Source organism: Halorubrum wangae (genome assembly GCF_051194135.1).
GTDB lineage: Archaea > Halobacteriota > Halobacteria > Halobacteriales > Haloferacaceae > Halorubrum.
The window spans coordinates 172594-196146 of record NZ_JBLZNH010000003.1; the positions used below are offsets into that span (position 1 = coordinate 172594).

29 protein-coding genes are annotated in these 23553 nt (G+C 65.4%); 10 read left to right on the top strand and 19 right to left on the bottom strand.

The genetic code is table 11. The features are described from left to right. The first annotated feature begins 23 nt into the window (after positions 1–23). Positions 24–476, top strand: a complete 453-nt coding sequence (locus ACNS84_RS10895; protein WP_435074891.1) for a DUF302 domain-containing protein — start codon at positions 24–26, stop codon at positions 474–476. A gap of 92 nt (positions 477–568) precedes the next feature. Here the strand turns inward: ACNS84_RS10895 and ACNS84_RS10900 are convergent, their stop codons facing one another. Next, positions 569–1804 (bottom strand): cation:proton antiporter, encoded by a 1236-nt coding sequence (locus tag ACNS84_RS10900; protein WP_435074892.1) that lies wholly within the window; start codon positions 1802–1804, stop codon positions 569–571. A 61-nt stretch (positions 1805–1865) separates the two neighbouring features. Further along, positions 1866–2345, bottom strand: a complete 480-nt coding sequence (locus ACNS84_RS10905) for a cation:proton antiporter regulatory subunit (protein ID WP_435074893.1) — start codon at positions 2343–2345, stop codon at positions 1866–1868. 97 nt (positions 2346–2442) lie between these two features. Here ACNS84_RS10905 and ACNS84_RS10910 point away from each other — a divergent pair, with 97 nt between their 5' ends. The 4 genes from ACNS84_RS10910 (at position 2443) to ACNS84_RS10925 (ending at position 6180) form a co-directional block, all read left to right on the top strand. Next, complete coding sequence (locus ACNS84_RS10910; protein ID WP_435074894.1) at positions 2443–2808, top strand: DUF7562 family protein; 366 nt, start codon at positions 2443–2445, stop codon at positions 2806–2808. Positions 2809–2879: 71 nt separating this feature from the next. Further along, a complete protein-coding gene (locus tag ACNS84_RS10915) occupies positions 2880–4181 on the top strand; it encodes an RNB domain-containing ribonuclease (protein ID WP_435074895.1) in 1302 nt (433 codons plus the stop codon). A gap of 83 nt (positions 4182–4264) precedes the next feature. Next, positions 4265–4690, top strand: coding sequence for a hypothetical protein (locus ACNS84_RS10920; RefSeq protein ID WP_435074896.1), 426 nt, complete (start codon positions 4265–4267; stop codon positions 4688–4690). A 92-nt stretch (positions 4691–4782) separates the two neighbouring features. Next, complete coding sequence (locus ACNS84_RS10925) at positions 4783–6180, top strand: MmgE/PrpD family protein (RefSeq protein ID WP_435074897.1); 1398 nt, start codon at positions 4783–4785, stop codon at positions 6178–6180. A 43-nt stretch (positions 6181–6223) separates the two neighbouring features. On the opposite strand, the gene ACNS84_RS10930 is transcribed toward ACNS84_RS10925, so the two are convergent. The 3 genes from ACNS84_RS10930 to ACNS84_RS10940 all read right to left on the bottom strand — a co-directional run bounded on the left by ACNS84_RS10930 (position 6224) and on the right by ACNS84_RS10940 (position 9396). Beyond that, positions 6224–6676 (bottom strand): universal stress protein, encoded by a 453-nt coding sequence (locus ACNS84_RS10930; protein WP_435074898.1) that lies wholly within the window; start codon positions 6674–6676, stop codon positions 6224–6226. Between the two features lie 160 nt (positions 6677–6836). After that, complete coding sequence (locus ACNS84_RS10935; protein WP_435074899.1) at positions 6837–8111, bottom strand: MFS transporter; 1275 nt, start codon at positions 8109–8111, stop codon at positions 6837–6839. 91 nt (positions 8112–8202) lie between these two features. Further along, positions 8203–9396: an MFS transporter gene (locus tag ACNS84_RS10940; RefSeq protein WP_435074900.1), complete on the bottom strand. Its 1194-nt coding sequence runs from the start codon at positions 9394–9396 to the stop codon at positions 8203–8205. 142 nt (positions 9397–9538) lie between these two features. Between ACNS84_RS10940 and ACNS84_RS10945 the strand changes: the two genes are divergently transcribed. Further along, complete coding sequence (locus ACNS84_RS10945) at positions 9539–10786, top strand: acyl-CoA dehydrogenase family protein (RefSeq protein WP_435074901.1); 1248 nt, start codon at positions 9539–9541, stop codon at positions 10784–10786. 30 nt (positions 10787–10816) lie between these two features. On the opposite strand, the gene ACNS84_RS10950 is transcribed toward ACNS84_RS10945, so the two are convergent. The 7 genes from ACNS84_RS10950 to ACNS84_RS10980 form a co-directional block, all read right to left on the bottom strand. After that, positions 10817–13135, bottom strand: a complete 2319-nt coding sequence (locus tag ACNS84_RS10950) for a TRAP transporter permease (protein ID WP_435074902.1) — start codon at positions 13133–13135, stop codon at positions 10817–10819. Between the two features lie 44 nt (positions 13136–13179). Next, entirely contained in the window at positions 13180–14229 is a 1050-nt protein-coding gene (locus ACNS84_RS10955; RefSeq protein WP_435075165.1) for a TAXI family TRAP transporter solute-binding subunit, read from the bottom strand. A gap of 200 nt (positions 14230–14429) precedes the next feature. Continuing rightward, entirely contained in the window at positions 14430–15929 is a 1500-nt protein-coding gene (locus ACNS84_RS10960) for an acetyl-CoA hydrolase/transferase C-terminal domain-containing protein (RefSeq protein ID WP_435074903.1), read from the bottom strand. Then, complete coding sequence (locus ACNS84_RS10965) at positions 15926–16552, bottom strand: MaoC family dehydratase (protein ID WP_435074904.1); 627 nt, start codon at positions 16550–16552, stop codon at positions 15926–15928. Before ACNS84_RS10965 ends, ACNS84_RS10960 begins: the two co-directional genes overlap by 4 nt. Before the next feature lie 60 nt (positions 16553–16612). Next, positions 16613–16744 carry a hypothetical protein gene (locus ACNS84_RS10970; RefSeq protein ID WP_435074905.1) on the bottom strand — a complete coding sequence of 44 codons (132 nt, stop codon included), beginning with the start codon at positions 16742–16744 and terminating at the stop codon, positions 16613–16615. 83 nt (positions 16745–16827) lie between these two features. Beyond that, the gene (locus tag ACNS84_RS10975; protein WP_435074906.1) at positions 16828–17682 is read right to left on the bottom strand and encodes a hypothetical protein; all 855 of its coding nucleotides are present in this window, start codon (positions 17680–17682) and stop codon (positions 16828–16830) included. Positions 17683–18170: 488 nt separating this feature from the next. Then, positions 18171–18581, bottom strand: coding sequence for a hypothetical protein (locus ACNS84_RS10980; protein ID WP_435074907.1), 411 nt, complete (start codon positions 18579–18581; stop codon positions 18171–18173). Positions 18582–19006: 425 nt separating this feature from the next. Between ACNS84_RS10980 and ACNS84_RS10985 the strand changes: the two genes are divergently transcribed. After that, entirely contained in the window at positions 19007–19534 is a 528-nt protein-coding gene (locus ACNS84_RS10985; RefSeq protein WP_435074908.1) for a hypothetical protein, read from the top strand. Positions 19535–19580: 46 nt separating this feature from the next. Here ACNS84_RS10985 and ACNS84_RS16105 read toward each other — a convergent pair whose 3' ends face one another. From ACNS84_RS16105 to ACNS84_RS11005, 6 genes are all read right to left on the bottom strand, one after another. Beyond that, positions 19581–19757: a GIY-YIG domain-containing protein gene (locus tag ACNS84_RS16105; RefSeq protein WP_496923251.1), complete on the bottom strand. Its 177-nt coding sequence runs from the start codon at positions 19755–19757 to the stop codon at positions 19581–19583. Beyond that, on the bottom strand, positions 19754–19867 hold the full coding sequence (locus ACNS84_RS16110; RefSeq protein ID WP_496923252.1) for a GIY-YIG domain-containing protein: 114 nt from the start codon (positions 19865–19867) through the stop codon (positions 19754–19756). The genes ACNS84_RS16105 and ACNS84_RS16110 overlap by 4 nt, the downstream gene beginning before the upstream one ends. A 272-nt stretch (positions 19868–20139) precedes the next feature. Next, a complete protein-coding gene (locus ACNS84_RS10990; protein WP_435074909.1) occupies positions 20140–21147 on the bottom strand; it encodes a tyrosine-type recombinase/integrase in 1008 nt (335 codons plus the stop codon). After that, a complete protein-coding gene (locus ACNS84_RS10995; protein ID WP_435074910.1) occupies positions 21144–21281 on the bottom strand; it encodes a hypothetical protein in 138 nt (45 codons plus the stop codon). Before ACNS84_RS10995 ends, ACNS84_RS10990 begins: the two co-directional genes overlap by 4 nt. Then, positions 21278–21556 carry a hypothetical protein gene (locus tag ACNS84_RS11000; protein WP_435074911.1) on the bottom strand — a complete coding sequence of 93 codons (279 nt, stop codon included), beginning with the start codon at positions 21554–21556 and terminating at the stop codon, positions 21278–21280. Before ACNS84_RS11000 ends, ACNS84_RS10995 begins: the two co-directional genes overlap by 4 nt. After that, on the bottom strand, positions 21556–21753 hold the full coding sequence (locus tag ACNS84_RS11005; RefSeq protein ID WP_435074912.1) for a ribbon-helix-helix domain-containing protein: 198 nt from the start codon (positions 21751–21753) through the stop codon (positions 21556–21558). The genes ACNS84_RS11000 and ACNS84_RS11005 overlap by 1 nt, the downstream gene beginning before the upstream one ends. A 111-nt stretch (positions 21754–21864) precedes the next feature. On the opposite strand from ACNS84_RS11005, the gene ACNS84_RS11010 reads away from it, so the two are divergent. Beyond that, the gene (locus ACNS84_RS11010; RefSeq protein WP_435074913.1) at positions 21865–22077 is read left to right on the top strand and encodes a hypothetical protein; all 213 of its coding nucleotides are present in this window, start codon (positions 21865–21867) and stop codon (positions 22075–22077) included. Next, positions 22070–22882 (top strand): hypothetical protein, encoded by an 813-nt coding sequence (locus ACNS84_RS11015; RefSeq protein WP_435074914.1) that lies wholly within the window; start codon positions 22070–22072, stop codon positions 22880–22882. The genes ACNS84_RS11010 and ACNS84_RS11015 overlap by 8 nt, the downstream gene beginning before the upstream one ends. 20 nt (positions 22883–22902) lie before the next feature. Here ACNS84_RS11015 and ACNS84_RS11020 read toward each other — a convergent pair whose 3' ends face one another. Then, the gene (locus ACNS84_RS11020; RefSeq protein WP_496923253.1) at positions 22903–23238 is read right to left on the bottom strand and encodes a DUF8156 family protein; all 336 of its coding nucleotides are present in this window, start codon (positions 23236–23238) and stop codon (positions 22903–22905) included. A gap of 29 nt (positions 23239–23267) precedes the next feature. On the opposite strand from ACNS84_RS11020, the gene ACNS84_RS11025 reads away from it, so the two are divergent. Then, a complete protein-coding gene (locus tag ACNS84_RS11025; RefSeq protein WP_435074916.1) occupies positions 23268–23504 on the top strand; it encodes a hypothetical protein in 237 nt (78 codons plus the stop codon). Positions 23505–23553: the final 49 nt, after the last annotated feature.

Genomic DNA, 23553 nt, shown 5'->3' on the forward strand with positions numbered 1-23553 from the left:
CGTCGCCGTCGCGGAGTGAGCGCATGGCTCTTCCGTTCGACCCGAACGAGATCGATCCCGAGGAGTACGGCGAGAAACGGGCGTCCCTTTCGACGGACCACGAATCTGCCGTCGAGCGCGTCCGCGAGGTGTGTACCGACGCCGGCTTCGGCATCCCGGTGGAGTTCTCCCCGTCGGAGATGCTGAACGAGAAGATCGACGCGGATCGCGACCCGTACTACGTGCTGGGCGCCTGCAACCCGTCGATGGCCGACCGCGCGCTCGACGCGACGGATAAACGCATCGGCGGGTTGTTCCCGTGTAACATGATCATCTGGGAGGAGTCGCCCGACGAACAGGTGGTCTACCACGTCTCGATCATGAAGATAGCGAGGCTTCTCGGGCTACCCGTCGACGACGAAGAGATGGACGCGATCATCGAGGACACCGGCGAGATGGTCGACGCCGTGTTCGCGGAGCTGAACGGCGAGCAGTGAGCGGCGAGCGTTTCGGCGGCGACGTTTTTTGAGACGGTGGTGTCGCGGGAGCGGTCGGCGGCGAATCGACCGAGCGCCCGATCGACCGCGCCTCAGTCCCCGGCGACGGGGTCGGCCTCCGGAGACCGCTCCAGCCACGAGACAGCGATCGACTCGAACGGCGCGGAGTACTGCATCAGCGTCGTGCCGAGGATCGCCATCACGAGCACGTAGCCGACCGCGAAGGCGTTTATCGTCTGCGCGAGCGCCGGATCGAACGTCCCGGCCTCGGCCCCGGTGACGGCGACCGTCGCGATGATCAGCGAGAACTCCCCGCGGGTCGTCATCCCGAGCGCGACGCGGGTCGATCGCTTGGTGTCGAGGTCGAAGGCGCGTCCGGCGAAGAAGCCGGTAACGAGCTTCGTCGGCGTTGTCACCAGGACCGCGAGCGCGATCAGCGCAGCCACGCCGCCGAACAGCAGCGGGTCGGTGACCAACCCGATCCAAAAGAAGAACACACCCGCGAACGTGTCGCGGACGGGTTCGAGGAGCGTCTCGATCTCGTGGGTGTAGTCGGTCGGCGCGAACGCCATCCCGACGAAGAAGGCGGCGACCGCCTCGCTGACGCCGAGCGCGAGCGCCGCTCCCGCGACGAGCACCACGGCCGCGATCGATCGGAGCACGATGAACTCCGGCTTGTCGGTCGCGACCAGACGGTCGAACAAGGGCGTCCCGAACTGAACCGCGGCCAGCAGCACGAGGATGAATCCGATCGCGATGCCGACGTCGACTGCGGCCGCGCCGACGTCGCCACCGCCGAGCACGAGCGCCGAGGTCACGGAGAGGTAGACGGCGATGAACAGGTCCTCGTACACTAAGGTCCCGAGCAGCGGTTCGGCCTCGTCGTTGGCGATCCACCCGAGGTCGAGCAGCGACTTCGTGATCACCGCCGACGAGGAGATGTACACGATCCCGGCCAGCAACACGGCGGGCAGGAGCGCGCCGAAGACGAACCAACCGAGAACGAGGCCGACCCCGAAGTTCGCGAGATCGATCGTGCCCGCCGTCCCGATCTGTCGCCGGCGCGCGAGCAGGCGACCGAGGTTGAACTCCAGGCCGAGGAAAAAGAGGAGGAAGACGATACCGAGTTCCGCGCCGAGCGCGATAAACTCCGTCTCGGGGACGTAGACGGTCCCGACCGCCGGCAGTGAGAGCCGTCCGAGGACGAACTCTCCGAGCAGCATCCCGGCGACGATGTAGAAGGGGATCACGGACTGACCGACGCGGTTCGCGGTCCAGCCGGCGACCGCGACCGCGGCGAACATGACGCCGACGTCGAGCAGCGCCACTACCGGCTACCTCCGGAAACGGCGCCTGTGACGCTCGATCTGACAGCGTCGTCGCGACCGCTCATCCGGTGAGAAGCTCCTCGAACGCCGCGCAGTCCTCGGGCGTCCCCACCCCGATGACGGTGTCGCCCTCGCGGAACCTGGTGTCGGCGGACGGACTGTCGACGACGCCGTCGCCGCGCTGAATCGCGACGACGGCGATCCCGGTCTGATTGCCGACATCCGCGCTTTCCAGCGTCTCGCCGATCAGCGGTGAGCCGGGCTGGATCTCGTACCACTCGAGGAGGATGCCGCCGGGCAGCGTCGTCTCCTGGGTGTCGGGCTCGACCGGCTGGAAGTACGCGCCCTCGATGATCGAACCGATCGTCCGGGCGAGGTCGTCGCTGAACTCGAACACCTTCTCCGAGTCGGCGCCCGGGTCGGGTCGGCGGAACACCTCGCGTTTCCCCGTGTTGTGGATGACGACGACCATCTCGCCGTCGTCGAGTTCGATCTCGAACTTCTTCCCGACGCCCGGGAGGTCGGATTCGCGGATCGTCATACCGGGAGAGAGCGCGGCCCGGCTTATAGATGTACACGTCGCCGGGCGAGACTATCGCGTACCAAACGCTAAGTGGAATGAGGACGAGGTACGTGATATGTGGACTCCCCGCAGAGGCCGGGACCGACGGACGGTGACGTGCATCGCGTGCGGGGAGTCGTTGCTGCGGGAGGACGCGCGCGAGTACGACAAGGAGGGGGACCGCTGGGACCGGCGCGACAAGGAGTTCGAGTACCTCTGTACCGACTGCGACGACGATATCTGCCACCAGTCTCGAGACGGGCTCGAATCGCTGATCTGCACTATCGAAGCCGACGGGCTCTCGCGAGAGGAGTTCCTCTCGCGGTACACCGACGCGGTCGTGCCCGACGACGGCGCCGACGCACCCGAGTCCCGCCGCCGGTCGAACCGCAACCAGGATCGGTCTGACCGCGACCGTGGACCGTCCGACCGCGACCGATAGTCCGCCGTCGTTTCGGACGGCTCGGTCACCCGCCCGACAGGCCTTTCTAACGGACCCGCGTTGGAACCGGTATGTCAGATGACGAGCCGAAACCCGGGTCCGCCGAGGACCAAGGCCCCGTGACGATCACGGCGGAGCTGGCGGACCGACTCGCCGAGAAGCGGGCGGACCTGTTCGAGGAGTTCGAGATACCCGACGAGTTCCCGAACGAGGTCCTCCGCGAGGCCGAGGCCCGGACCGAAGGCGTCTACGACGAGATCGAAGCCGAGATCGACGACCGAGCGGACCTCCGCGACCTCACGACGTGGACCACCGACCCGGTCGACGCGCAGGACTTCGACGACGCGATCTCCATCGAGCGCGAGGAGGGCGCCTATCGGCTGTGGGTCCATATCGCCGACGTCACGCACTACGTCAACCCCGACACCGCGATGTGGGACGAGGCGGTGAAGCGGTCGAACACCGTCTACCTGCCCGATTACACCATCCACATGCTCCCGCCGGTGCTCGCCGAGACCGTCTGCTCGCTCGTCCCCAACGAGGATCGGCTCGCACACACCGTCGAGATGGAGATCGACGACGAGACGCTCTCGTTCGAGAATATCGACATCTACAAATCGGTCATCAACTCCGACGAGCGGCTCACCTACAAGCAGTGCGAGGAGCGGTTAGAGGATCCCTCGCTCCCACTCGGTGAAGAGAACGCGCTCGCCTTCGAACTCGCCGACCGGATGCACGAGCAGCGCAAGGAGGACGGCTCGCTCGTGTTGAACCCGCGGCGGGATCGGGCGCACACCATCATCGAAGAGTCGATGCTGAAGGCGAACAAGGCAGTGACGCACACCCTGATGTGGGACCGCGGCGTCGAGGCGATGTACCGCGTCCACCCGCAGCCGACCCCCGACCAGTGGAGCGAGGCGCTCAAAGAGATCCAAGAGCTCGACGGCGTCTCCATCCCCGGCAGCGCGTGGGGCGACGACCCGCGGAAGGCAGTCAACGCCGCCTTAGAGGAGTCCCCCAGTCGACAGCTCAACAAGATCCAGCGCGCCGTGCTGAAGGTGATGCCCCGCGCGAAGTACATGAACGACCCGTTCGGCGGCCACCACGCGCTCAACTTCGACATCTACGGCCACTTCACCTCGCCCATCCGTCGGCTCTCGGACACGATCAACCACTGGATCGTCCACGAGAACGACGTGCCGGAGAACCTCGTCGAACTGTGCGACCACGCCAGCGACCGGCAGAAGGACGGCGAGACCGTCGAGCGACTGTACAAGCAGTTCCTCCAGGAGCAGGGGCTCGACCCCCACGCGGTGAACAACCGCGGGATCGAGGTCGTCGACGACGCCGAAGAGGCGAAACACACGGTCTGATCCCCGCTCTCGGTCGGCGTTCCGGTCGTCGAGCGTCGCGCACCGCCGAAGCGTATAGGCCGCCAGAGTCCCTACTGACCGGTATGACCGCTCACAACTACGACGAGCGCCGCGCAGCCGATCGGATCGCCGACCGGGACCGCACGCGAGTCGAGCGAGACGCGGAGCGGGCCGCCACGCTCGGCGGGTTCACCGGAGCGGTGCTCGGCGCGCGCGGCGGCCCGGTCGGCGCCGGGATCGGGGCCTTCCTCGGCGGATCGACGGGCTACGTCGTCGGTTACGCGCTGAGCGAACTGGAGGGGAAACGGGACGACCCCCGCGAGACGACGCTCGACGACTACGCGACCGAGGACGACCGCGGTCACGCGTCGGGCGACACTTCGCACGACGACTCCGAATCGGACGACGGCCCGGTCAGGATCGAGGTCGGAGAAGAAGACGACGACTCGGCCGCCGAGGGCCGTGGCGACGACGAAAGCCACCGCAACGACTCCGACGACGAGGAGTGACCCATCGGCGAAGCGGGGGCACTGAGTCCGCCGGCGGCCGCCCCGCCCACCGGGAGCCGAACCTTGATGAGGCACCCAGTCGACGTGAGGGCATGGTAACCGACCGCCTCGTCGCCCACTGCGAGGCCGCCGCCGGCGACCGACCCGCCATCTCCGAGCACGTCCTCGACTGGTTCGCGGTGACGATCGGCGGGGCGGCACACGCCGACTCCTCGCCGGCGGTGCTCGACGGGATCGACCGGATCGCCGGCCCGACTCCTGACCCGGAGACCGACGCGGCCGCGACGGTCCTCCCGAGCGGCGAGCGCCGGACCCCGGCCGACGCCGCGCTCGCGAACGGCGCGCTCGCGCACAGCCTCGACTTCGACGACACGCACCTCCCCTCCTCGCTGCACCCCGGCGCACCAACGATCGCCGCCGCGCTCGCGGCCGCCGAGGGTGCCGGCGCGAGCGCCGATCGATTCCTCGCCGGCGTCGCGGCCGGCTACGACGTGGCCTGCACCGTCGGGGAGGCGATCGGGCCGGACTCCCACTACGACCGCGGCTTCCACGTGACCGCCACCTGCGGCACCTTCGGGGCGGTGGCGGCCGCCGGCGTGGTCCGAGACCTCGACGCGGACGCGCTCCGCGACGCGTTCGGGATCGCGGGGAGTCAGGCGGCCGGGTCGCTCCAGTTCCTCTCGAACGGCGCTTGGAACAAGCGGCTCCACCCCGGATTGGCCGCCCGCAGGGGTATCGAGGCGACCGATCTCGCGGCCGCGGGGGTCGTCGGCGCGGCCGACCCCCTCGACGGTGAGTACGGCTTTCTCGCGGGGTACAGCGACGACCCGAACCCGGCGGCGTTCGACCGCCTCGACGAGCGTGATGCGGTCGCGGAGACCGGCCGCAAGCCGTACCCCTGCTGTCGGTACCTCCACCCGGCGATCGACGCCCTCCGCGAAATCGCACCCGCTGTCGACCCCGCCGCCGTCGACTCGGTCCGGATCGCGATCCCGAGCGCGGGCGTCCGGCTCACGGGCGACCCTATCGAGTCGAAACGCCGCCCGGAGAGCTTCGTCGACTGCCAGTTCTCGGCGCCGTTCGTCGCCGCACTCGTCCTGACCGAGGGGTCGGCAGGCGCCGAGCCGTTCCTCCGGGCCGTCGGTCGGCTCGACGGGTCGCCGCGGTGGGACGACCCGGCGCTCCGGCGACTGATGGACGCGACCAGCGTGACGACCGACGAGGAGATTGAGGGGCGCTTCCCCGACGAGTGGGGCGCCGAAGTGCGCGTGACCGCCGGCGGCGAGACGCACGAGCGATCGGTCCGAGTCCCGCTCGGCGAGCCAGCGAAGCCGATGTCGGACGCGGAGAGTCGCGCGAAGGTGACCGGACTTCTCGCCGACACCGAGATCGATCCCGAGCGACTCACCGATGCGGTGGCGTCGCTCACCGACGGAAGGGCAGGGGAAGGTTCGCTCGCGTCGCTCGTGGACGCGGCGACCGTCTCGTAAGAATCGATCAGTTCGGACCGCCGCCCGTTCGCGCCGCGCGGCGCTACTCCTTTTTGTTCGGTTTCCCGACGATCACCGGTCGATCGGCGTTGAGGAGGACGGTCTGGCTGACGCTGCCGAACAGCGCCTTCCCGACCGGTGAGCGCTTCCGCATGCCGATGGCGATCGCGTCGACGTCCGCCTCCGTCGCGACCGTGAGGATCGCCTCGGCCGCGTCGCCGACGTGGATCTCGCGGTCGTGTTGGATCCCGAGGTCGTCGAGGCGCGCCTCGACCGCCTTCAGCGACTCCGGGATCCCGCGCAGGTCCTCGATCGACTCGTTGACCTCATCAATGATGCTGGACCCCGCCTCGTCCGCCGGCGCGTCGACCTCCTCGTACACGTGTAACACCGTCACGCGGATGCCGTCCGGCTCGATCGGCAGCGACTCCAACAGGTCGACTTGGGACAGCGCGCGGTCGGCCTCGATGTCGATCGGCAACAGGACGTGGTACATGGCCGAGAATTGATCGCGGTGGGTGTTAAAAGATCACGTCGAGACGGCGCTTCCGTCTCGGGATCTCGGCGCGGATCACGTCTCCGGCGGGTCGGAGAGTGCTCACACGGCGGCCGAGGCCGTTCCGCGACGACGAATACACCGCGGCCGAGCCGACCGCTCAGTCTTGCCGCGTCGCGAACCGGGAGACGGCGGCCGCCGAGAGCGCGCCCAGCGTGGCGATCCCCGCGAGGACGACGAACAGTTCCCGCGGTCCGGCGCGGGTGAGAATCCAGCCCGCGAGCGCCGCCCCGAGCGAACCGACGCCAAAGATGCCGAGATAGGAGTAGCCGAACGATATCCCGCGTGCCTCGCTCGGAGAGTAGGCTGCGATCGTCGCCTGCGAGAGCGGTTGGACCGTGAACAGCGTGACGCCGAGCGCGAGCGAGACGAGGAGGAACGTCACCGTACCCCCGCTGGCGGGGACGAAGAGGAGCGCGAGCCCGGTCAACACGCTCATCAGGACCATCAGCCCTCGCTCCGGCGGCATCCGGTCGGCGATGCGGCCGCCGAGGTACTGCCCGAACACGCCGACCATCAGGACCGCGACGTAGAGGTACCGGGCGACGTCGAACTCCTCGGCGTACGGGCTCTCCGGGTCGATGAACTGGACGTCGATGAGTCCGCCGAGGACGTCGCCGAGGAGGTCCGGGAGGAACGTGAGGAACGTCCGATAGTAGAGCCCGCTGAACGCGACGAACGCGAACACGATCAGGAACCCGCCCGCGATCAGGACGCGCGTGTCGTCGACGACCGTCGACAGCGAGACCTCTCCCTTGGCACGGTTGTCCTCGGTGGGGTCCGAGTCCGCGTTCCCACCGTCAGCGGCCGCGGGATCAGCCAGGGCCGCGTCGACGTCGACGGTGGTTCCGTAGACGGCGACGACGACCGCGGGGACCGTGAGCGCGGCCGCGACGACCCGCCAGTCGAACGCCAAGAGGAGCAGCGCGGTCGCCAGCGGCCCGAGCGCGATACCGAGGTTACCCCCGATCCCGTGGTAGCCGAGCGCTGTCCCCCGCTGTTCCACCGACTTCGAGATCAGCGACAGCCCCGCGGGGTGATAGACGCTCGCCGTGAGGCCCCAGACGCCGATAGCGAGCGCGAGCGCGAGGAGGTTTGGTGCGACGCTCACGAGGAGGAACGAGCCCGCCATCCCGGCGAGACACGCGAGGATGACCGGCTTGGAGCCGAACCGGTCGACGACGATGCCGCCGGGGAGCGCGCCCACGCCGAACAGGCCGTACCCGATCGTCGAGACGAGTCCGAGGGTGGCGGCCGTCGTCGAGAACTCGGCGATCCACACCGTCAACAGGATCGGAATGGAGAGCTCGTAGGTGTGGACGAGCCCGTGCGAGCCGGCGGTGAACGCCACGATCCGTCGCTCGGCGGGATCCATTACGCCGGCGTTCGCGGTGGGTCGCCAAAGGTTCGGGGGTAGCTGCCGGGGTTGCCGCGAGTCGCCGACGGCGAGCCGACTCGCCGCGGCGTCACTCGGCCATCGCCGTCTCGCCGACCGGTGGGTCGGTGCGGACGGCGATCGCGACGAGTCCGGCCGCGACCAGACAGACGACCGCGAGGAGCGTCCAGCTCGCGCGGTAGTCGACGGTGTCGGCCAGGTAGCCGAACGCCGGGGGCGCGAACAGCGCGCCCGAGGTCAACGCCAGCTGGCAGCCGGCGGTCGCGCTCCCCATGCGGTCGGCGGAGACGAGCGTCGCCATACAGGAGTAGTAGACACCCGTGAACCCGAGGACGAAGAAGCCGAGCGCCGCGAAAGCGACGGCCGCGTTCGCCGGCGTCGTCGTCCGCGCCACGACGAGGAACAGGCCCGCGCTGGCGAGGATCTGTACGAGGAGAATACCCCCGATCCGGGTCTGGGGATCGCCGGGGAGCGCGTCGGAGAGCCACCCGCCGAGAAGCCGGCCGCCGCTCCCGAACAGCTGCACGACCGCGAGCACGACGCCGCCGAAGGCGACCGACCCGCCGATCGACTCCTCGACGTACAGCACGGTGTACCCCGTGGTCGTGAACAGCGCGGCGCCGAGGAACAGCCCGGAGACTGCCAACAGCAGGTACGCCCGGTTGTTCGCCAGGCCGCGGAGATCGGGGTAGCTGGTCGTGCCGCCGCTCTCGCCGCGGTAGAGTGCGTAGAATCCGACCGCGACGACGATCCCGAGCGTGGCGGCGATCAGGAAGCCAATCTGCCAGAAGAAGTACCCCGCGAGCCCCGTCACGAGGAGGGCGCTGATCCCACTCCCGCCCGTGACACCGACCTGTTTGACGCCCATGGCAGTGTTCTGTTTGCCGGGCGAGACGCTGTCGTAGACGGCCTTGTTCGTTCCGGGCATCGCGGTGCTGTACACCGAGCCGAGGAGAAACACGGCCGCCAGCAGGAGCGCGTACGACCCCGCTCCCGCGACGAGTAGCATCCCGGCAGCGAGCCCGACGAGGCCGAGCGAGAGGGTGCGCCGCTCGCCGAATCGATCGGTGAGCGCCCCGACGGGGAGCAAGAAAATCGCGTAGCCGAGCGTGAGCGTCGTGACGATGATCCCGACGCGAAACCGAGAGAGGCCGAACTCGTCCCGAAAGAAGGGCGTGGCCGCGAAGACGGCGTAGTAACAGATGCTCGCCGACACCTGCCAGAGCGTGACGAGCGACACCGCGCGCCAGTAGCTGCGGTCCATCCACCATCAGCCACCGCAGCCCGTTGTATAAGCGGTCCGCTCTCGGCAACCGACGGACGCGAGGGCGATGGCGGTCCGTCGACTCCGGGCAGCGATCACCACGACGCGAATCCTTATGCGACGGGACAGTCCACGTGAACGCATGCCATCTGACTGGCGCGACTCCGTCGATCTCACCGAGCGGCAGTCGCTCGTGCGACGGAGCATCCGCGACCTCTGTTCGGCGTTCGACGACGAGTACTGGCGAGAGTGCGACCGCACGGCGACGTATCCGCAGGAATTCGTCGATCAACTGGCCGCGGACGGCTGGCTCGGCATGTTGATCCCCGAGGAGTACGGCGGGGTGGGGATGTCGACGAGCGAGGCGGTGGTGATGATGGAGGAGATCGCCGCGAGCGGCGGCGGCTTCGCCGCGCCTCAGTCGATCCACGGCGGGATCTACAACTCGGTGCCGATCGTGAAGTACGCCGACGAGGAGTTGAAAGCGGAACTGCTCCCGAAGGTGGCCGCCGGTGAGAAGATGATTCAGGCGTTCGGGCTCACGGAACCGAACGCGGGCTCCGACTCGACGGCGATGGAGACGCGGGCAGAGCGACGGCCGGGGAGCGGCTCGGACCCGAGCGGCACCGCCGCGGAGCGCGAGGGCGACGAGTACGTGATCAACGGCGAGAAGGTGTGGATCTCGCGGGTCGAGAACAGCGACTACCTCGTGCTGATGGCCCGGACGACGCCGCGGGCGGAGGTCGACAAACGAACCCGCGGGATATCGATGATCCTCGTCGACTTGGAGGACGCGTACGCCGACGGGCTCGAGATCGAGCGGATTCCGAAGACGGCGAGCCGGGCGGTCCACTCGTATCAGCTCTACTTCGACGACGTCCACGTACCGGTGCGAAATCTGATCGGCGAGGAGGGGGAGGGGTTCTACCAGGTGCTCGACGGGCTCAACGAGGAGCGGCTCGTGATCGCCGCGGAGTGTTTAGGGCTCGGCGAGACGGCGCTCCAAAGCGGGATCGACTACGCGAACGAGCGGGAGGTGTTCGGCGGCCCGATCGGCGCGAATCAGGCGATCCAGCACCCGCTCGCGGAGGCGTACGCCGACCTGCTCGCCGCGAAGAAGGTCATCTACGACGCCGCGGACCGCCTCGACGACCTCGACCGGACGGCCGCGGGCGCCGAGGCGAACGTCGCGAAGTACCTCGCGGCCGAGGCGGCGTTCGATGCCGCCGACGCCGCGGTCCAGACCCACGGCGGCTTCGGCGTCGCCCGCGAGTACGACGTCGAACGGTACTTCCGAGAGGCGCGGCTCACGCGGCTCGTGCCCGTGACCCAGCAGCTCGCGCTCAACTACCTCGGCGAGCGCGTGCTCGGGCTCCCGCGGTCGTACTGAGAAAGAAAGAACCGCCGTCTGCGGTGGCCGCTATCGCTTCCGTCCGGAGAGGATCCCGGCCGCGCCGCGGATGGTGCGGACCGGGTTCGGTCGTCCCACGACAGTCTGGAGGGCGTACAGCGCCCCGACCGCGGCGATAGCCCCGAGCTGTACGCTCTGCATCGGATGGACCATCGCCAACACGCCGGCGATGAAGAAGGCGACCCGGAGCCCGTACGTCTGCCCCCGGGCGAAGACGAACTGGTAGTTTATGCCATGGATGATCGCCAGCGCGCCGACCATCGCGGTGGCGCCGGCGGACAGGGAGGCGTAATTGAACGTCCCGGAGACGAGTTCCGGATGGTAGACGAACGCGAAGGGGAGCACGAACAGCGGTGCGGAGATGCGCAGCGCCTCCTTACAACTCCCCCAGAAGCCTCCACCGGAGATACCGCAGGTGACCGCGACACAGGTCGCGATAGGCGGCGTCAGCCCGGCCAGGATCGCGGCGTAGAACACGAAGAAGTGAGCCGCGAGTTCCGGGACAGCGAACTGGCTGATGAGCGTCGGCGCGACCAACAGCGCCACGACGGTGTACGCCGCGGTCGTCGGCATGCCGAGTCCGAGGATGATACAGATGATCATCGCCAGCACGAACGCGATGATCGGGACCCCGCCAGACAGGTCGAGCAGGGTGAGCGAGATCGCCGTCGGCACGCCGGTCGCCATCAGGATGTCGACGACCCCGTTGATCGCCGCGAGGATGATCGTCACCGGCGCGACGACGATGACGCCTTCGCGGAACCCGTCCACCGTCTGTTCGAGCGTCTTGAACAGCGCCTCCGTGTTGCTCTCTCCGTCGAGTGCCGCCTGTATCTGGGGAATGCCGATCCCGAAGACGATCATCGACACCGCCGTGTACAGCGCGGCGGTCATCACGGTGTACTGCAGGACACCGAGGATGTAGATCAGGATCAGGAGCGGGACCCCGTACTTGAACGACTCCAGGACCATCGTGCGCCGCGCCATCTGGTCGCCGATGAGCCCGTCCATCTCCGGGTTCTCGATCTGGGGCGCGGCCACGTAGTGGACCGCGATAGTGATCGAGACGACGAGCACGGCCGCCGGGATGAGCCCGGAGATGATCACGTCGACGTAGGTGATTCCCGTGATAAGCGACGCCATGATGAACGCGCCGGCGCCCATCACGGGCGGGAGCACCTGCCCGGACGTGGAGGCGACCGCTTCGATGCCGCCCGCCGTCTCCGGTTTGATCCCGTTCTCTTTCATCAGCGGGATGGTGAACGAACCGGTCATGCCGGCGTTCGCGGTCTGACTCCCGTTGACGGAGCCGATGACCGCGCTGGCGACGACGGCGGTCTGGGCGATACCCGAGTCGACGTACTTCGCCGAGCGCACCGCGAGCCGGAGGATGAGATCGAACGCACCGTACGCCTTCAGGAGTCCGGCGTACAGTAGGAAGAGGGCGATCCACGCCGCCACGAGGCGAGTGAGGAACCCGTAGAACCCGTCGACGCTCACCACGAGGATACGAAGCATGCGCGTGCCAGAGAGCCCGCCGTGGCTCAGGGCGCCGGGCATGAACGGGCCGGCGAACCCGTAACCGATCCCGATGAGGACGACCGCGAGGAACGTGAGTCCGAACGACCGCCACGTCAGATAGATCATCGCAAGCGTGAACGCGAACGCCAGCGCGAGTTGCGGCTCGGTCGCGCGCCCGACCGTGTCGATCGCGACCTCCTGGTAGTTCACGAAGAGGTACCCGCTGGTTCCGAGCGAGATGAGCCCGGAGCCGACCAGAAGCGCCACCTCACCCCAGTTGCGTTCGATGAGCGGCTCGTCGAGTTCGGAGAGCACGTACAGCCCGAGGATGCCGCCGAGGAACGCGACCGCGTACTGGCCGCGGGGCATCAGCTGGGTGTACGAGTACCACATCACGATCATCCAGAACGGGATCGAGAAAGAGATGAGCGCCATCCGAAGGCGTTCCTCTATCCCGGACCCGAGTCGGAGGATGAGCGCCGACACGCCAGCGACGCCGAGCACCGCGCCGACGCCGAGGATCGCGGTGGCGGACTCCTCTATCGCGGTCGCGATCGAGACCGGATCGTCGAACAGGAGCGCCGGGAGCGCGGCGCCGTACGCCCCGGTCAGGAAGTTCGGGACGATCAGGGTCGGCAGAAAGATAACGAGGAACCAGAACGGCAGCGAGAGGAGGTACAGCCAAAGCTGTTTCCGCCCGCGGTCGCCGGGGGCGAGCTCAAGGGACTCCTGGTCGGCGAGCAGTCCTTGGTCCGGTTCCTCGGACGGGTCTGTCGGATCGGTCGGGTTGTCGGAGTTGGTGGCCATCCGTCGTGAAAGATCGGGGTGTCGAGGTGGTTACGCGGTCGGTACTACTCGTCGCCGCGACTCCAAGAGTCGTTCCAGACGCCGTTCTCATCGAAGAAGTCGGCGACGCCGGCGTGGACATCTATCTCCGGAATGACCGTCTGAGTCATCGCTTCGGGCGAGTACTCCAGCGTCGTCGGGTCGGACTCCCGCAGCGTATCTTCGTGCTCGAGCGCGAGTCGGCAGACCTCATGGGTCGCACGAGCCGAGATCTCCGGGCTGAACGCCCACTGGCCGGCGAGCGACCAAGCGGTCAGCGTGTCGGTGTAGGCGGTGACGTCCTGCTCGTACCCATACGGCTCGACTTCCTCCAGGATCGCACCGGGGTGGTCATCGATCACCTGACGGAACTCGTCGTCGACTTCCAGCAGATTCAGGCCGCCGCCACTGCGCACGTCCACCTCTTGGCACCAACCGGAGAGGTTGACGCCGTTGGCACCGTACAGACAGAGCGCGTCGACGCGTCCCTCTTCGACGGCACCCGGGATGTCGCCCGTGTCGACGTTGAGGATGTCGTTCGGCTCCCACATGCCGGCCTCCTTGAGGATCTCCTCGGTGAGCAGTCGCGTCCCGAAGCCGGGCTGGATCGGGTAGATCGTGTAGCCGCCCTCCCGGAGGTCGGAGACGGACTCGACCCCGCTGCCGTCCAGTCCGACCCAGTGGATCTGCAGCGACGTGAACAGGAAGCCCTGGTTCGGGAGCGATTCGACGGGGTCTTCGGCGAACGGGCCCTCCTCGTTGAGCGCCTTCGACAGCGAGTTGTTGTCGACGCCCATCGCGGGGATCTGGCCGTTGTCGTACTCGTAGAGGTTCGCGGTCCAGCCCTGCGTCTCCTGGACGGAGATGTTGAGGAAGTCGCTGTGCTGTGAGGCCGCACGGGCGAGCGCCTGTCCGGCCGCCTGCGTGGAACTACCGGTCGAGGTGCCGCCGATCGTGATCGTGACGTCACCGCCGCCGTCTCCGCCATCTCCGCCGTCTCCGCCGTCCCCCCCGTCCCCGCCGTCACCCGAACAGCCCGCCAGGCCGACGACGCCGAGCGTCGCCGCGCCTTTCACTACGTCGCGTCGCGTCGTGTTGTCACCATCTATCATGTGAATCGGTTCTTCTCGCCAATTGATAAAAGGGTATCGTCAGAGTCAGAATTATCACGTGAGGCGGCCGAAGTACGCCGGTTCTAACTACGAACCGAGTCAATCAAAGATAAGATACTTGTTTTAAATTCAGAAATAAACGGGAGACGGTAAAAGGGATCAGATTACTGCCACGAAAAAGCCGTGTCGAGGTCGTGCGGCGTGTTCCCACCCTCGGCCGCGGCTCGGTCGCGGTAGTCGTCGAGCGCCTCGCGGAACGCCGGGTCGGCCACCTCGACGAGCGCCTCGGCTCGTTCGCGAGGCGAGCGCCCCCGGAGGTCCGCGACCCCGTGCTCGGTGACGATAACGCTCGCGTCGTGCTCGGTGTGGTCGACGTGGGGAGTCAGCGGGACGATCCGGGAGACATCCCCGCCGACCGCGGTCGACGGGAGCGCGACGACACCGAGCCGACAGTTCCGCGCGAAGTCGCCACCGCCTCCGATCCCGTTGACGACGCGGGTGCCTCCGATGTGCGTCGCGTTCACGTTGCCGTAGAGGTCGACTTCGACTGCGCTGTTCACCCCGACCACGCCGAACCGGTCGATCAGTTCGGGGGCGTTCGAGACGTCCGCCGGTCGCAACACCACGTCCTCGGCGTAGCGCTCGACGTCGTCGAAGAGGCGCGCTTGCCCCTCGGCCGACAGCGCCAGCGACGTGGCGCTCGCGCCGCGGAGGTCGCCGGCGTCGAGCATGTCGAGGAGTCCGTCCTGGACGACCTCGCCGACGTACGACACCGGGCGGTCGCCGAAGTCGACGTCGGCGAGCGCGCCCATCAGCGCGTTGCCGAGGCTTCCGACGCCGAACTGGAGGTTCGCCGCCTCGTCGAACAGCGGGTTGCGATCCAGTTCCGCCTCTAAGAACGCGCCGAGGTTGGCAGCGATCGCCTCGTCGGTCGGGGAGACCTCGCGGAACTCGTACGGGTCGTCGGGACGGTCGGTCTCGACGACGGCCGCCAGTTTCTCGGGAGCGAACCGGACCGCCGGGCCGCCGGTCTCGCCGAGGGGATCGTCCAGCGGGATCGGGTCTCGGTGGGGCGGGTCGTCGCGGACGTGGATGTCGTGAACGCGCGCGAGTTCGACCGGCTGTGCGCGGTTCACCTCGACGATCAGCCGGTCCGCGGCGCCCACGTACGCCGGCGTGTGCCCGACCGAGGTGGACGGGACGAGCCAGTCGGGGCCGACGGCGACCGCCTCAACGACGGCGACCGACTCGCCGCGCATACCGGCGCGGAGCCCACCGAAGCGCACCTCGTCCGCGAGCCGCGAGATGTGACGGTCGTGGAACTGGATCCGTCCGTCGTTTGCGGCCGCGCGCGAGGTCTCGTTGGGGACGAACGGGTACCGCCGAGCCATATCCCCCGACTCGACGAGCGCGCGGTCGATCTCGTCGCCGACGCCGCCGCCGGAGACGACGGTGAGCTCGCGGGTGTCGTCGGCCGCCGCCAGCGCCTCCGGAACGAGCTTCGGGTAACCGACCCCGCCGAAGCCGGAGACGAGCAGCGTCGCCGTTTCGGGAACGAGCGCGGCCGCCGACTCGGGCGAGGCGATCGGGAGGTCTCCACCGAGGCGGACGTCAGGGAGCGGATCGCTCGCGGTCGGCGCGTCGGGTCCGGGCGACGGAGTCACTCCACGTCCTCCGGCTGCGTACCGATCCCCTCGGGCCAACCCGTCGGCTGCGCGGGGCTCGGTTTGGCGTGCGACCGTTTCAGCACCATCGGCGTGCGCTCCAGCGAGAGGACGAGCTCGTCGTTCTGGTTGTACGCGCGCAGTTCGGTGGTGACGATGCCGACGTGGTCGCGGGAGGAGGACTCGCGCTTGTCGAGCACCTCGGACTCCGCGAACAGCGTGTCGCCGTGGAAGACGGGCGCGTGGTGGCGGATGTCGTCGTAGCCGAGGTTCGCCGTGGCGTTGGCGCTCACGTCGATGACGCTCATCCCAACCGCGAGCGCGATGACGAAGGTGCCGTCGACGAGGCGCTCGCCGAACTCCGTCTCGGCGGCGTACGCCTCGTTGAAGTGCATCGGGTTGAGATTCATCGAGAGGTTGGTGAACCAGACGTTGTCCGTCTCGGTCACCGTCCGGCCGTACGGGTGTTTGTACACGTCGCCGACCGCGAAGTCCTCGTAGTACCGACCCTCCCACCCGCCGACGAGGCGACGATCCGTCCCCCCGTCGGTCGCGGTGTCGGCGTCGTCCCCGCCCGTCGCCCGCGAGTCGTCCAGGTCATGTGTATCGCTGTCGCGAACCATACTGGCTACCGATGACCACGGCCCAAAAGAGGGTTGCGTTCGCGGCCCCTGTCGCCCCGACTACGTGAAGTTGATCGACGTGTAGATTAACAGTCCGACGGCGACGATGGTGACGAGCACCAACCAGCCGATCATGATCGCGCCCATTTGGCGATGCGTGAGGTTTCCCTCGAGTATGTCAGAAACGCCCATAACCGGGGCGATTCGCTCAGAGTATTTAATGGCTTCCAAGGAACGGGCGGATCGATAGGGGGACCAGCGGATCGACCGGGTGACTACCACTCGGCGTACGCGCGGTACTCCACCCCCTCGTACGTGAGGAGCCACGTGCCGTACGAGTCCGTCACGTCGACTCCCGCGTGCGATCGGAGTCGGTCGACCACGGACCGGAAGGCGTCGTCCTCGTCGAAGTACGCCCCCTCGATGGCCTCCTCGACGACGGCGCGCTCGGCCGCGGAGAGCCCGGTGAGCGCGAACAGGTATCGGTCTCGGACGCGGTCGGCGAACGTCTCGACGTCGGGCGCGACCTCGGTCACCGCGTAGCGGTACTCGGCCTCGTCGGCGGTGCGCGAGGAGACCCTGACGCGGTACCGCCGCCCGTCGCGGACGATCACGTCGTACTGTCGCTCGGGGACGAAGACGGAGTCGTTCCCGACCTCCTCGGCGGAGCCGTAGTCGACGCCGATCGCCGTGTCGGGGTCCGGCGGTTCGCCCTCGGCGAGGATCGGACCGAGTTGCTCGCGGTCGGTCTCGGGGAGGTCCTCGTACGCGACCTCGCGGAGCCCCGCGGTGGAGTTCGACTCGGCCGCCTCGACAGTGACCGTATAGACGGTCACTTCGCTGCTCGTGATCGCCGTCTCCGAGACCTCGTAGAAGCGCCCGTCAACCCGGACTGCGTTCGTCCGGTCGAACAGTTCGCGCCGGCCGCGTCGGATCGCCGAGCCGTTGTCGCGGGCCGAGGCGACGACCTCGTACGCCTCCGATCCGGGCTCCGGCGTCGTCGACACCAACTCCGCGACGGTCTCGGTCGTCGCTTCCTCGAAGTCGAGGACGACCGGAGGATGGCCGCAGCCGGCGAGAGCGACGGAGAGGAGGGCGGTTCCGCTCGCGAGGAGTTCGCGGCGTCGCATGCGAGAGATGACAGCGACGCGGAACGAAAGCGTTGGGGTGTGGGCGGGGCGGTTCGGTAGGCTGGTCGGGGTCGATTGTACTAGTATCGGTGTCTTGGGGGTCAACGTGAGTGAAAAGGAAGCGGTCAACCGTCTCCGTGGTCGTGAGGAGTCGAGTAAAATCCAGATGGACTCGCGGGGGTCCCGTGAGCGATAGCGAACGGGACCACGCGAGGGAACGCCTGAACGAACGAAGTGAGTGAAGATGTGGACTCGCGGGGATGTTGAATCCCGGGCCTCTTCCTTGCTTGAAAGCTTCGCTCGGCCTTCGGCCTCGCTCAGACTTCGAGAAGCGCAAGTCACGCGGAGTTCTGTACCCATGCTCGTCCATTCGCCCCCTCGGCTGCGCCTCGACGGCGTGACCAATACAGAGGGTGTATCTTGCAGTGTCTCGACAAATGGCCGAATTGCAGTCAGGACCGTAGTGCAAGATCTAAAGGCTCCGTCACTCAATCCTCGACAAGAGTCGATCCGATCCGCTCGACGAGGCCGTTCCCTACCCAGTACGTGGCCTCGTAAGGTCGTCCGTCGGCGACAGCTTCGCTCCCTTCGTCCGTGTACGTCCACCCGAATTCACATCCAACGGTGACCCGAAACCCGCCATCCATTTCAGTCACATTTCTCGCGGAACAGCCCGCGGTAATCGACGTCACCGTCTCTACGTCGGCCGTGGCAAGAATCGTATTGTGTCGATAGACCGCCTCGTACTGACTCGCGTACGTACCCACACTCTCGGCGGTGACCTCCTCGGGGTAGGTGGGGAACGGCTTCTGCTCGGGGGGCGACGAGCCACTCAAAGGAGCGGTACAGCCCGCAATCATGAGCATCCCCACGAGAATCAGTGTCGGGCGAGCACCCATACCAGCTTCTCGACATGGATGATAATCAACGTTTGGTGACGCGGTGATTCACCGGTCGAGACTTGGCTCAAGGTGTGAAGCGGTCGATTCACGTCCTCTATACAGCATGGATTGCGGTACTTCCAATCCACCAGCACGATCATGGCTACGGCTGTCTCATACACAACCGGCGATGGAGTGGACGGATCGTTATCTGCAGGTCCTTACTCTCCGGCACACTCATGAGGATGTTCTCACCGACCGTCAGTTCGAACTCCTGCTAGAAGCGTGTTCGACGCTTCCAGCGCCACACGACTTCGAAGCGCGATTCATCTGTCTCATTGCAGGTCTGGCTCGTCATCGGTCGAGACAACGGTGACCCCAAGACCGGGTGTGACCGTTCAAGTGTGGATAATAACTAAGCAATGACTGTCTCTAACTGAATTATGGTTCTGGAGCCAGCGCGAAAGGGCGAGGAGCTGACCGTGACAGTTCGGCGCCTTGGCGGCGGCGGCCTGATCCTACTCGTTGTGGGGGCGATTCTAGTCTCGTTGCCTATCTTCCTCCTGCCGCTGGTCGGAATCGTCCTCATCGGCGCTGGACTCCTCTTACTCGCAGTTGGTGCATCCGTCTACCGTGCTGGACGGCCAACGCCACCGCGGGCCGTCGGGATTGCCGCCGCCGTCTGGCTGGTCGGTACGATCGGCCTGTTCGTCAGCACTGGCCGACCCCGCCCGTTGGTCCCGGCGGGTGCGCTCGCGATCACCCTTTTGGGCTACCCGCTGGGTGTCAGCCTGCGTGAGCAACAGTGGGCTTGGGCCGTCGGCACCGTCGTCCTCGCGGTGGTGGCCGCCGGCGTGACTGTCGTCTTGCGGAACAACCCGTACCCAATGAGTGATCTGTTTGGCGTGATCGTACTTGGCGGGTTACCAGGACTCGTATTGGTCGTGCTAGGCTGGTGGCTCAGTCGGTGAAAATAGGAGAAAGCCACGCCCGATCGACACGGACGGGCCCTTCTAACTACCACTTCCGTACTTCCAGAGCATGTGTTGAGAGGCCTGAGAATCGTCGTAGCGATAGCCGACTCCAACGGCCGAATATAGAGTCATGGGTCGGTGGCTCGCTGACGAGTGCGACTGTGTTGCGCTCGATATATGCTCGATCACTTTCTGGACTCGGCTCGTCATCTACCTTCACCCACTGTTAGCTCCGCGATGCGTCCGCAACCTGTTCCACAGCAATGTCCTCGATCCCGTCGAGACGGCGTATGTTCCGAGACGTGTGAATCCCCTGGGATGTTTCCTCATCAACTCCCGATGACGGGGATTGCCGGTAACCCGCGTCGACTCCTGCAGCTAAGGGGAGATGGAATACATAAAACCCGCCGCCGGATGGTCATTCGACTTACCGAGGTCCTCTCATGGACTCGCGGGGGTCCCGTGAGCGATAGCGAACGGGACCACGCGAGGGAACGCCTGAACGAACGAAGTGAGTGAAGAAGTGGACTCGCGGGGAAGGTCACAGGCAGGTTTTTCGTAACTTCTCTGTAACTTATCAGCAGTGGTGTCGATTATTGCGTTCATGACTGACGGGGTATCTGGTCCTTGCGGACCGACATTTTCTCGCGGTTCGTTCGCACGTCGTAGTGTCGATACAGCACTTTCAGCGAGACGTTCATCCGCTCGCTGACCACGTCGGGGTCGGTTCCGAGGCGCAGGTGCTCGGAGATCGCGGACCGGCGGAAGGCGTGCGGACCGCGCTTCACCGGGCAGTGGCCCGGATCGCGGGTACCCTCGCACTCCTCGATGTCGCGACTGACCGGACACTCGCCGGACAGGCCGCACGGACGGCTCACCCGGTAGCAGTTGTCGGTGATCGTCGTCTTCGCGATGCGACCGTAGCGCGTCGTGAGCAGCGGCTCGCGGCCGTGCTCGTCGGTTATCTCGACGCGACGGTCAGAGACGTAGTCCGCGACGATCTGGTACCAGCGCGGACCGAGGTAGACCCAGCGCTCGCCGTCGCTGCCGTTCTTGAGTTTCGTGCCCTGGTCCGGGCGGTGCCGGAGCACGATCGCGTCGTCCTCCGGTCGAAGATCGTCCACGTCGAGGGAGTGCAGCGCACCGCGGCGCATCCCGGTGCGCCACAACAGCGCAACCATCGCGTGCTGCCGGCTCGCGTAGTCGTGACGGTCGAGATACGCGAGGATCTCCTTGACGCGCTCCGGCTCGATCACCACATCCGACGACTCGGCACCGTCGGGTAGCTCCGGAGCTTGCAGCTTCTCAGCGAGTCCGTCGCGGACCGCGTCGGTGTTGGCCGCCCACCGCAGGAACACGCGGACCGTCGAGAGCTGTTTCTGTAGCGTGATCGGCGCCACGTCGTCGCGACGCCACGCGACGAAGTCGGACAGGTCGCGCCCCGTGAGGGCGTTGAGGTCGTCGACACCCTGCTCCTCACACCAGTCGAGGAACACGCCCATCCGATGCACAGCGTTGTCGTAGGTCGCGTCCCGCCACTTCGGGCCGCGATGCGAGAGGAACCGGTCAACGCCCTCCTCCGGTTCAAGCGGGATCAGGTCGTCGGTCACTCGGCCACCACCTCGTAATCGGTCTCGTGGCCGGTCTCGTCCTCGTGACGCCCTGCGGCCCGGACTGCGATCGTCTTCGCGGTCTTCAACGTCTCAAAGTCGCAGTCGCGGCAGACCACATGCACGCGGGTCACGCCGGTAGCACCTCCCCCGTTCTGAAGTCGGCGGGCGAGATCTCGGCGCGGTGCCGCGCGAGGTCGACGGCCGCGGTGTCGGTCGCGAGCGGCGAGACGGCCACCTCGACCGTTCCCGTTCCGTGCGTCGTGCGCAGCTCGACGGCGCGGACGACTGAGTCGGGCCGTCTGCGCACGTCGGGGACGCTGAACGTGGCGGCGCGCTCCGCACGCTTTTTACGGTCGCTCTCGTTGTCTCCGGCGGGCCCCTGTGTGGCTTCTTTGGTCAGGGTCATCACGCGGGGCCCTTCTTCGATTCGCAGTCCGTCGAGGTGAGCGACTGCTCCGGCACCGCGAAGGGAGAGTCGTCCGCCTGACGGATCAGGAAGCGGATGTACTCAGCACGGCTCATTCCGTGCTCGTCGGCCTGTTCGGTCACGTCGTCGACCATCTCCATCGGCATGTTGACGGTCACATTGACTGATAGCGCCATGCAGGTTGGAATATAGTATTGATTGACTTAATAGTTCTGGGAACTCTGTATTACGGTATTCCAGGAATAAAATCCAGAGTTTATTAATTCATTAAATACTGTGACTGGCTAATGAGCGATACATATGATCCTGATGCGGAGTCAACGACGGTAACAGCGCGTGTAAACGACGAGTTTCTCGAGGAATTCGACCGTGCTTTGAAAAAAGCCCAAATTGAGGGAAAAGTACCAATGGACATGACACGAGCGGAAGCGATCCGTCAGTTGATGGCCTCGGCTATAGAAGATCCATCTCTTATTTCTGAACAGTCAGGCAATGAGTAGTAATCCAGATCCACAGAATTCTACCAGTGGGGACAGTGAGAGAACGGTAAGTCCCAGAGCCTTACGCCGGGCAGAAAATCTGCAAATAGTTGTTGCTATTGGCATCTTGACTGTTGCTGGTACACTCTATGTGAATGATATGATCCAGTTCCCGTTGTTGGAATCTGTGGCTTCGGTCTCATATGTAAGGCAGATTTTCAGATATTTCATATATGTAACAATCGCATTTATCACTATAAAAGTTGTAACAATAACAATATATCCATTCAGTTCAAATAAATATCTATACTGGTTTCATGATATTGTAACCCCATTTTTATACACATTTTCCCCGCTATTGTTAATTTTTGGAACAATCATTGGCGCCACACTCGGGCAGGTTGAATCAGACGGTATCGTCACGTTTGCGATATCGTTGCTCTCGATAGTGACTGCAGGATATCGTACTTACAAACTTGTGACTGAGAAGAAGGAAGCGCATGACAGTATTGCTATTGAATTTGGGATTACAAAAATTGTTTCTAGCCTGATAGAAAAAGAAGCGACGAGAGAAAGGCCAGTAAAGGTCTCTGAACTATCAGACCGATATTCATTAAATATAGAGGGCGATAGAAGAATATCTGTGAATCTGAACGAGGTTCTCTTGCACCTAGAACAAGATCCTGACTTACCTGTCGAAAAACAAAATAATAAAATCTGGCTTACAGATATAGATAGAGCAGAAGAGTATGTTGCATCCCACAATAATTCACCAAAAATAAACTATTGGGAAACTTTGAATTGGTTTAGATATAAACCAGACTGAGCCAAACTTACTGTCTACAACTACTCGAGCGGGACGGCCTCCCGGGCGAGGTACTCTTTGATCTGGTCGATCTCAGCTTCCAGTCTGACAACCTCTTCCCTCAACTGTTGGCGCTCCAGCTCCGCCTCGATGTACAGCGAGAGATCCATCCCACGCCGCGGCGTCGCCGGCTCCAGGTAGTCAGCAGCGCCAGCGTTGGCACCCATCATCCCCAGTACCTCGCCGAACGCCTGCTCCGCCTCTGGTCTCAACATCCGCCTGAAATCCTCCAATTCCTTCGTGCGCTGCTCCACCATCGTCTGCTGCGTCCTACTTGGCGGCACACCTCGCTCTATCGGGTGTTTAAATAAAGACATAAGCCATGGACGGAGAGTAAAAGTGAAACATGTCCCTGATGGAGGCTTATCGCGCGGATCTGCGAGAGTTGGTCGCCGCCCTCGACGATCACGGCGTGTTCCGACCGGGTGAACGTGAAGCGTGGGACGAGGGGATCGAGGAGGCCGACGAGATGGCCGATCTGATGCGTACCGGTGAGGCGTTACACGAGGCGATGGTGGATCGGGAGGGCGTCGAGGAGGTCGTTAGCGAGCATACGGAGGAGCGGACTCAGGCGTTTTTGTAGCAGAGTAATTCTCAATATTTCTGGTGTTTTATAATAACTAATATAACCC

What these genes read in the sequence shown, in the direction of transcription:
- ACNS84_RS10895 (WP_435074891.1), top strand. Translation starts at nt 24, where the DNA reads ATGGCTCTTCCGTTCGACCCGAACGAGATCGATCCCGAGGAGTACGGC.
- ACNS84_RS10905 (WP_435074893.1), bottom strand. Translation starts at nt 2,345, where the DNA reads ATGACGATCCGCGAATCCGACCTCCCGGGCGTCGGGAAGAAGTTCGAG.
- ACNS84_RS10910 (WP_435074894.1), top strand. Translation starts at nt 2,443, where the DNA reads ATGTGGACTCCCCGCAGAGGCCGGGACCGACGGACGGTGACGTGCATC.
- ACNS84_RS10915 (WP_435074895.1), top strand. Translation starts at nt 2,880, where the DNA reads ATGTCAGATGACGAGCCGAAACCCGGGTCCGCCGAGGACCAAGGCCCC.
- ACNS84_RS10920 (WP_435074896.1), top strand. Translation starts at nt 4,265, where the DNA reads ATGACCGCTCACAACTACGACGAGCGCCGCGCAGCCGATCGGATCGCC.
- ACNS84_RS10925 (WP_435074897.1), top strand. Translation starts at nt 4,783, where the DNA reads ATGGTAACCGACCGCCTCGTCGCCCACTGCGAGGCCGCCGCCGGCGAC.
- ACNS84_RS10930 (WP_435074898.1), bottom strand. Translation starts at nt 6,676, where the DNA reads ATGTACCACGTCCTGTTGCCGATCGACATCGAGGCCGACCGCGCGCTG.
- ACNS84_RS10935 (WP_435074899.1), bottom strand. Translation starts at nt 8,111, where the DNA reads ATGGATCCCGCCGAGCGACGGATCGTGGCGTTCACCGCCGGCTCGCAC.
- ACNS84_RS10940 (WP_435074900.1), bottom strand. Translation starts at nt 9,396, where the DNA reads ATGGACCGCAGCTACTGGCGCGCGGTGTCGCTCGTCACGCTCTGGCAG.
- ACNS84_RS10945 (WP_435074901.1), top strand. Translation starts at nt 9,539, where the DNA reads ATGCCATCTGACTGGCGCGACTCCGTCGATCTCACCGAGCGGCAGTCG.
- ACNS84_RS10950 (WP_435074902.1), bottom strand. Translation starts at nt 13,135, where the DNA reads ATGGCCACCAACTCCGACAACCCGACCGATCCGACAGACCCGTCCGAG.
- ACNS84_RS10965 (WP_435074904.1), bottom strand. Translation starts at nt 16,552, where the DNA reads ATGGTTCGCGACAGCGATACACATGACCTGGACGACTCGCGGGCGACG.
- ACNS84_RS10970 (WP_435074905.1), bottom strand. Translation starts at nt 16,744, where the DNA reads ATGGGCGTTTCTGACATACTCGAGGGAAACCTCACGCATCGCCAAATG.
- ACNS84_RS10975 (WP_435074906.1), bottom strand. Translation starts at nt 17,682, where the DNA reads ATGCGACGCCGCGAACTCCTCGCGAGCGGAACCGCCCTCCTCTCCGTC.
- ACNS84_RS10980 (WP_435074907.1), bottom strand. Translation starts at nt 18,581, where the DNA reads ATGGGTGCTCGCCCGACACTGATTCTCGTGGGGATGCTCATGATTGCG.
- ACNS84_RS10985 (WP_435074908.1), top strand. Translation starts at nt 19,007, where the DNA reads ATGGTTCTGGAGCCAGCGCGAAAGGGCGAGGAGCTGACCGTGACAGTT.
- ACNS84_RS16110 (WP_496923252.1), bottom strand. Translation starts at nt 19,867, where the DNA reads ATGAGGAAACATCCCAGGGGATTCACACGTCTCGGAACATACGCCGTC.
- ACNS84_RS11000 (WP_435074911.1), bottom strand. Translation starts at nt 21,556, where the DNA reads ATGACCCTGACCAAAGAAGCCACACAGGGGCCCGCCGGAGACAACGAG.
- ACNS84_RS11005 (WP_435074912.1), bottom strand. Translation starts at nt 21,753, where the DNA reads ATGGCGCTATCAGTCAATGTGACCGTCAACATGCCGATGGAGATGGTC.
- ACNS84_RS11010 (WP_435074913.1), top strand. Translation starts at nt 21,865, where the DNA reads ATGAGCGATACATATGATCCTGATGCGGAGTCAACGACGGTAACAGCG.
- ACNS84_RS11015 (WP_435074914.1), top strand. Translation starts at nt 22,070, where the DNA reads ATGAGTAGTAATCCAGATCCACAGAATTCTACCAGTGGGGACAGTGAG.
- ACNS84_RS11020 (WP_496923253.1), bottom strand. Translation starts at nt 23,238, where the DNA reads ATGTCTTTATTTAAACACCCGATAGAGCGAGGTGTGCCGCCAAGTAGG.
- ACNS84_RS11025 (WP_435074916.1), top strand. Translation starts at nt 23,268, where the DNA reads ATGTCCCTGATGGAGGCTTATCGCGCGGATCTGCGAGAGTTGGTCGCC.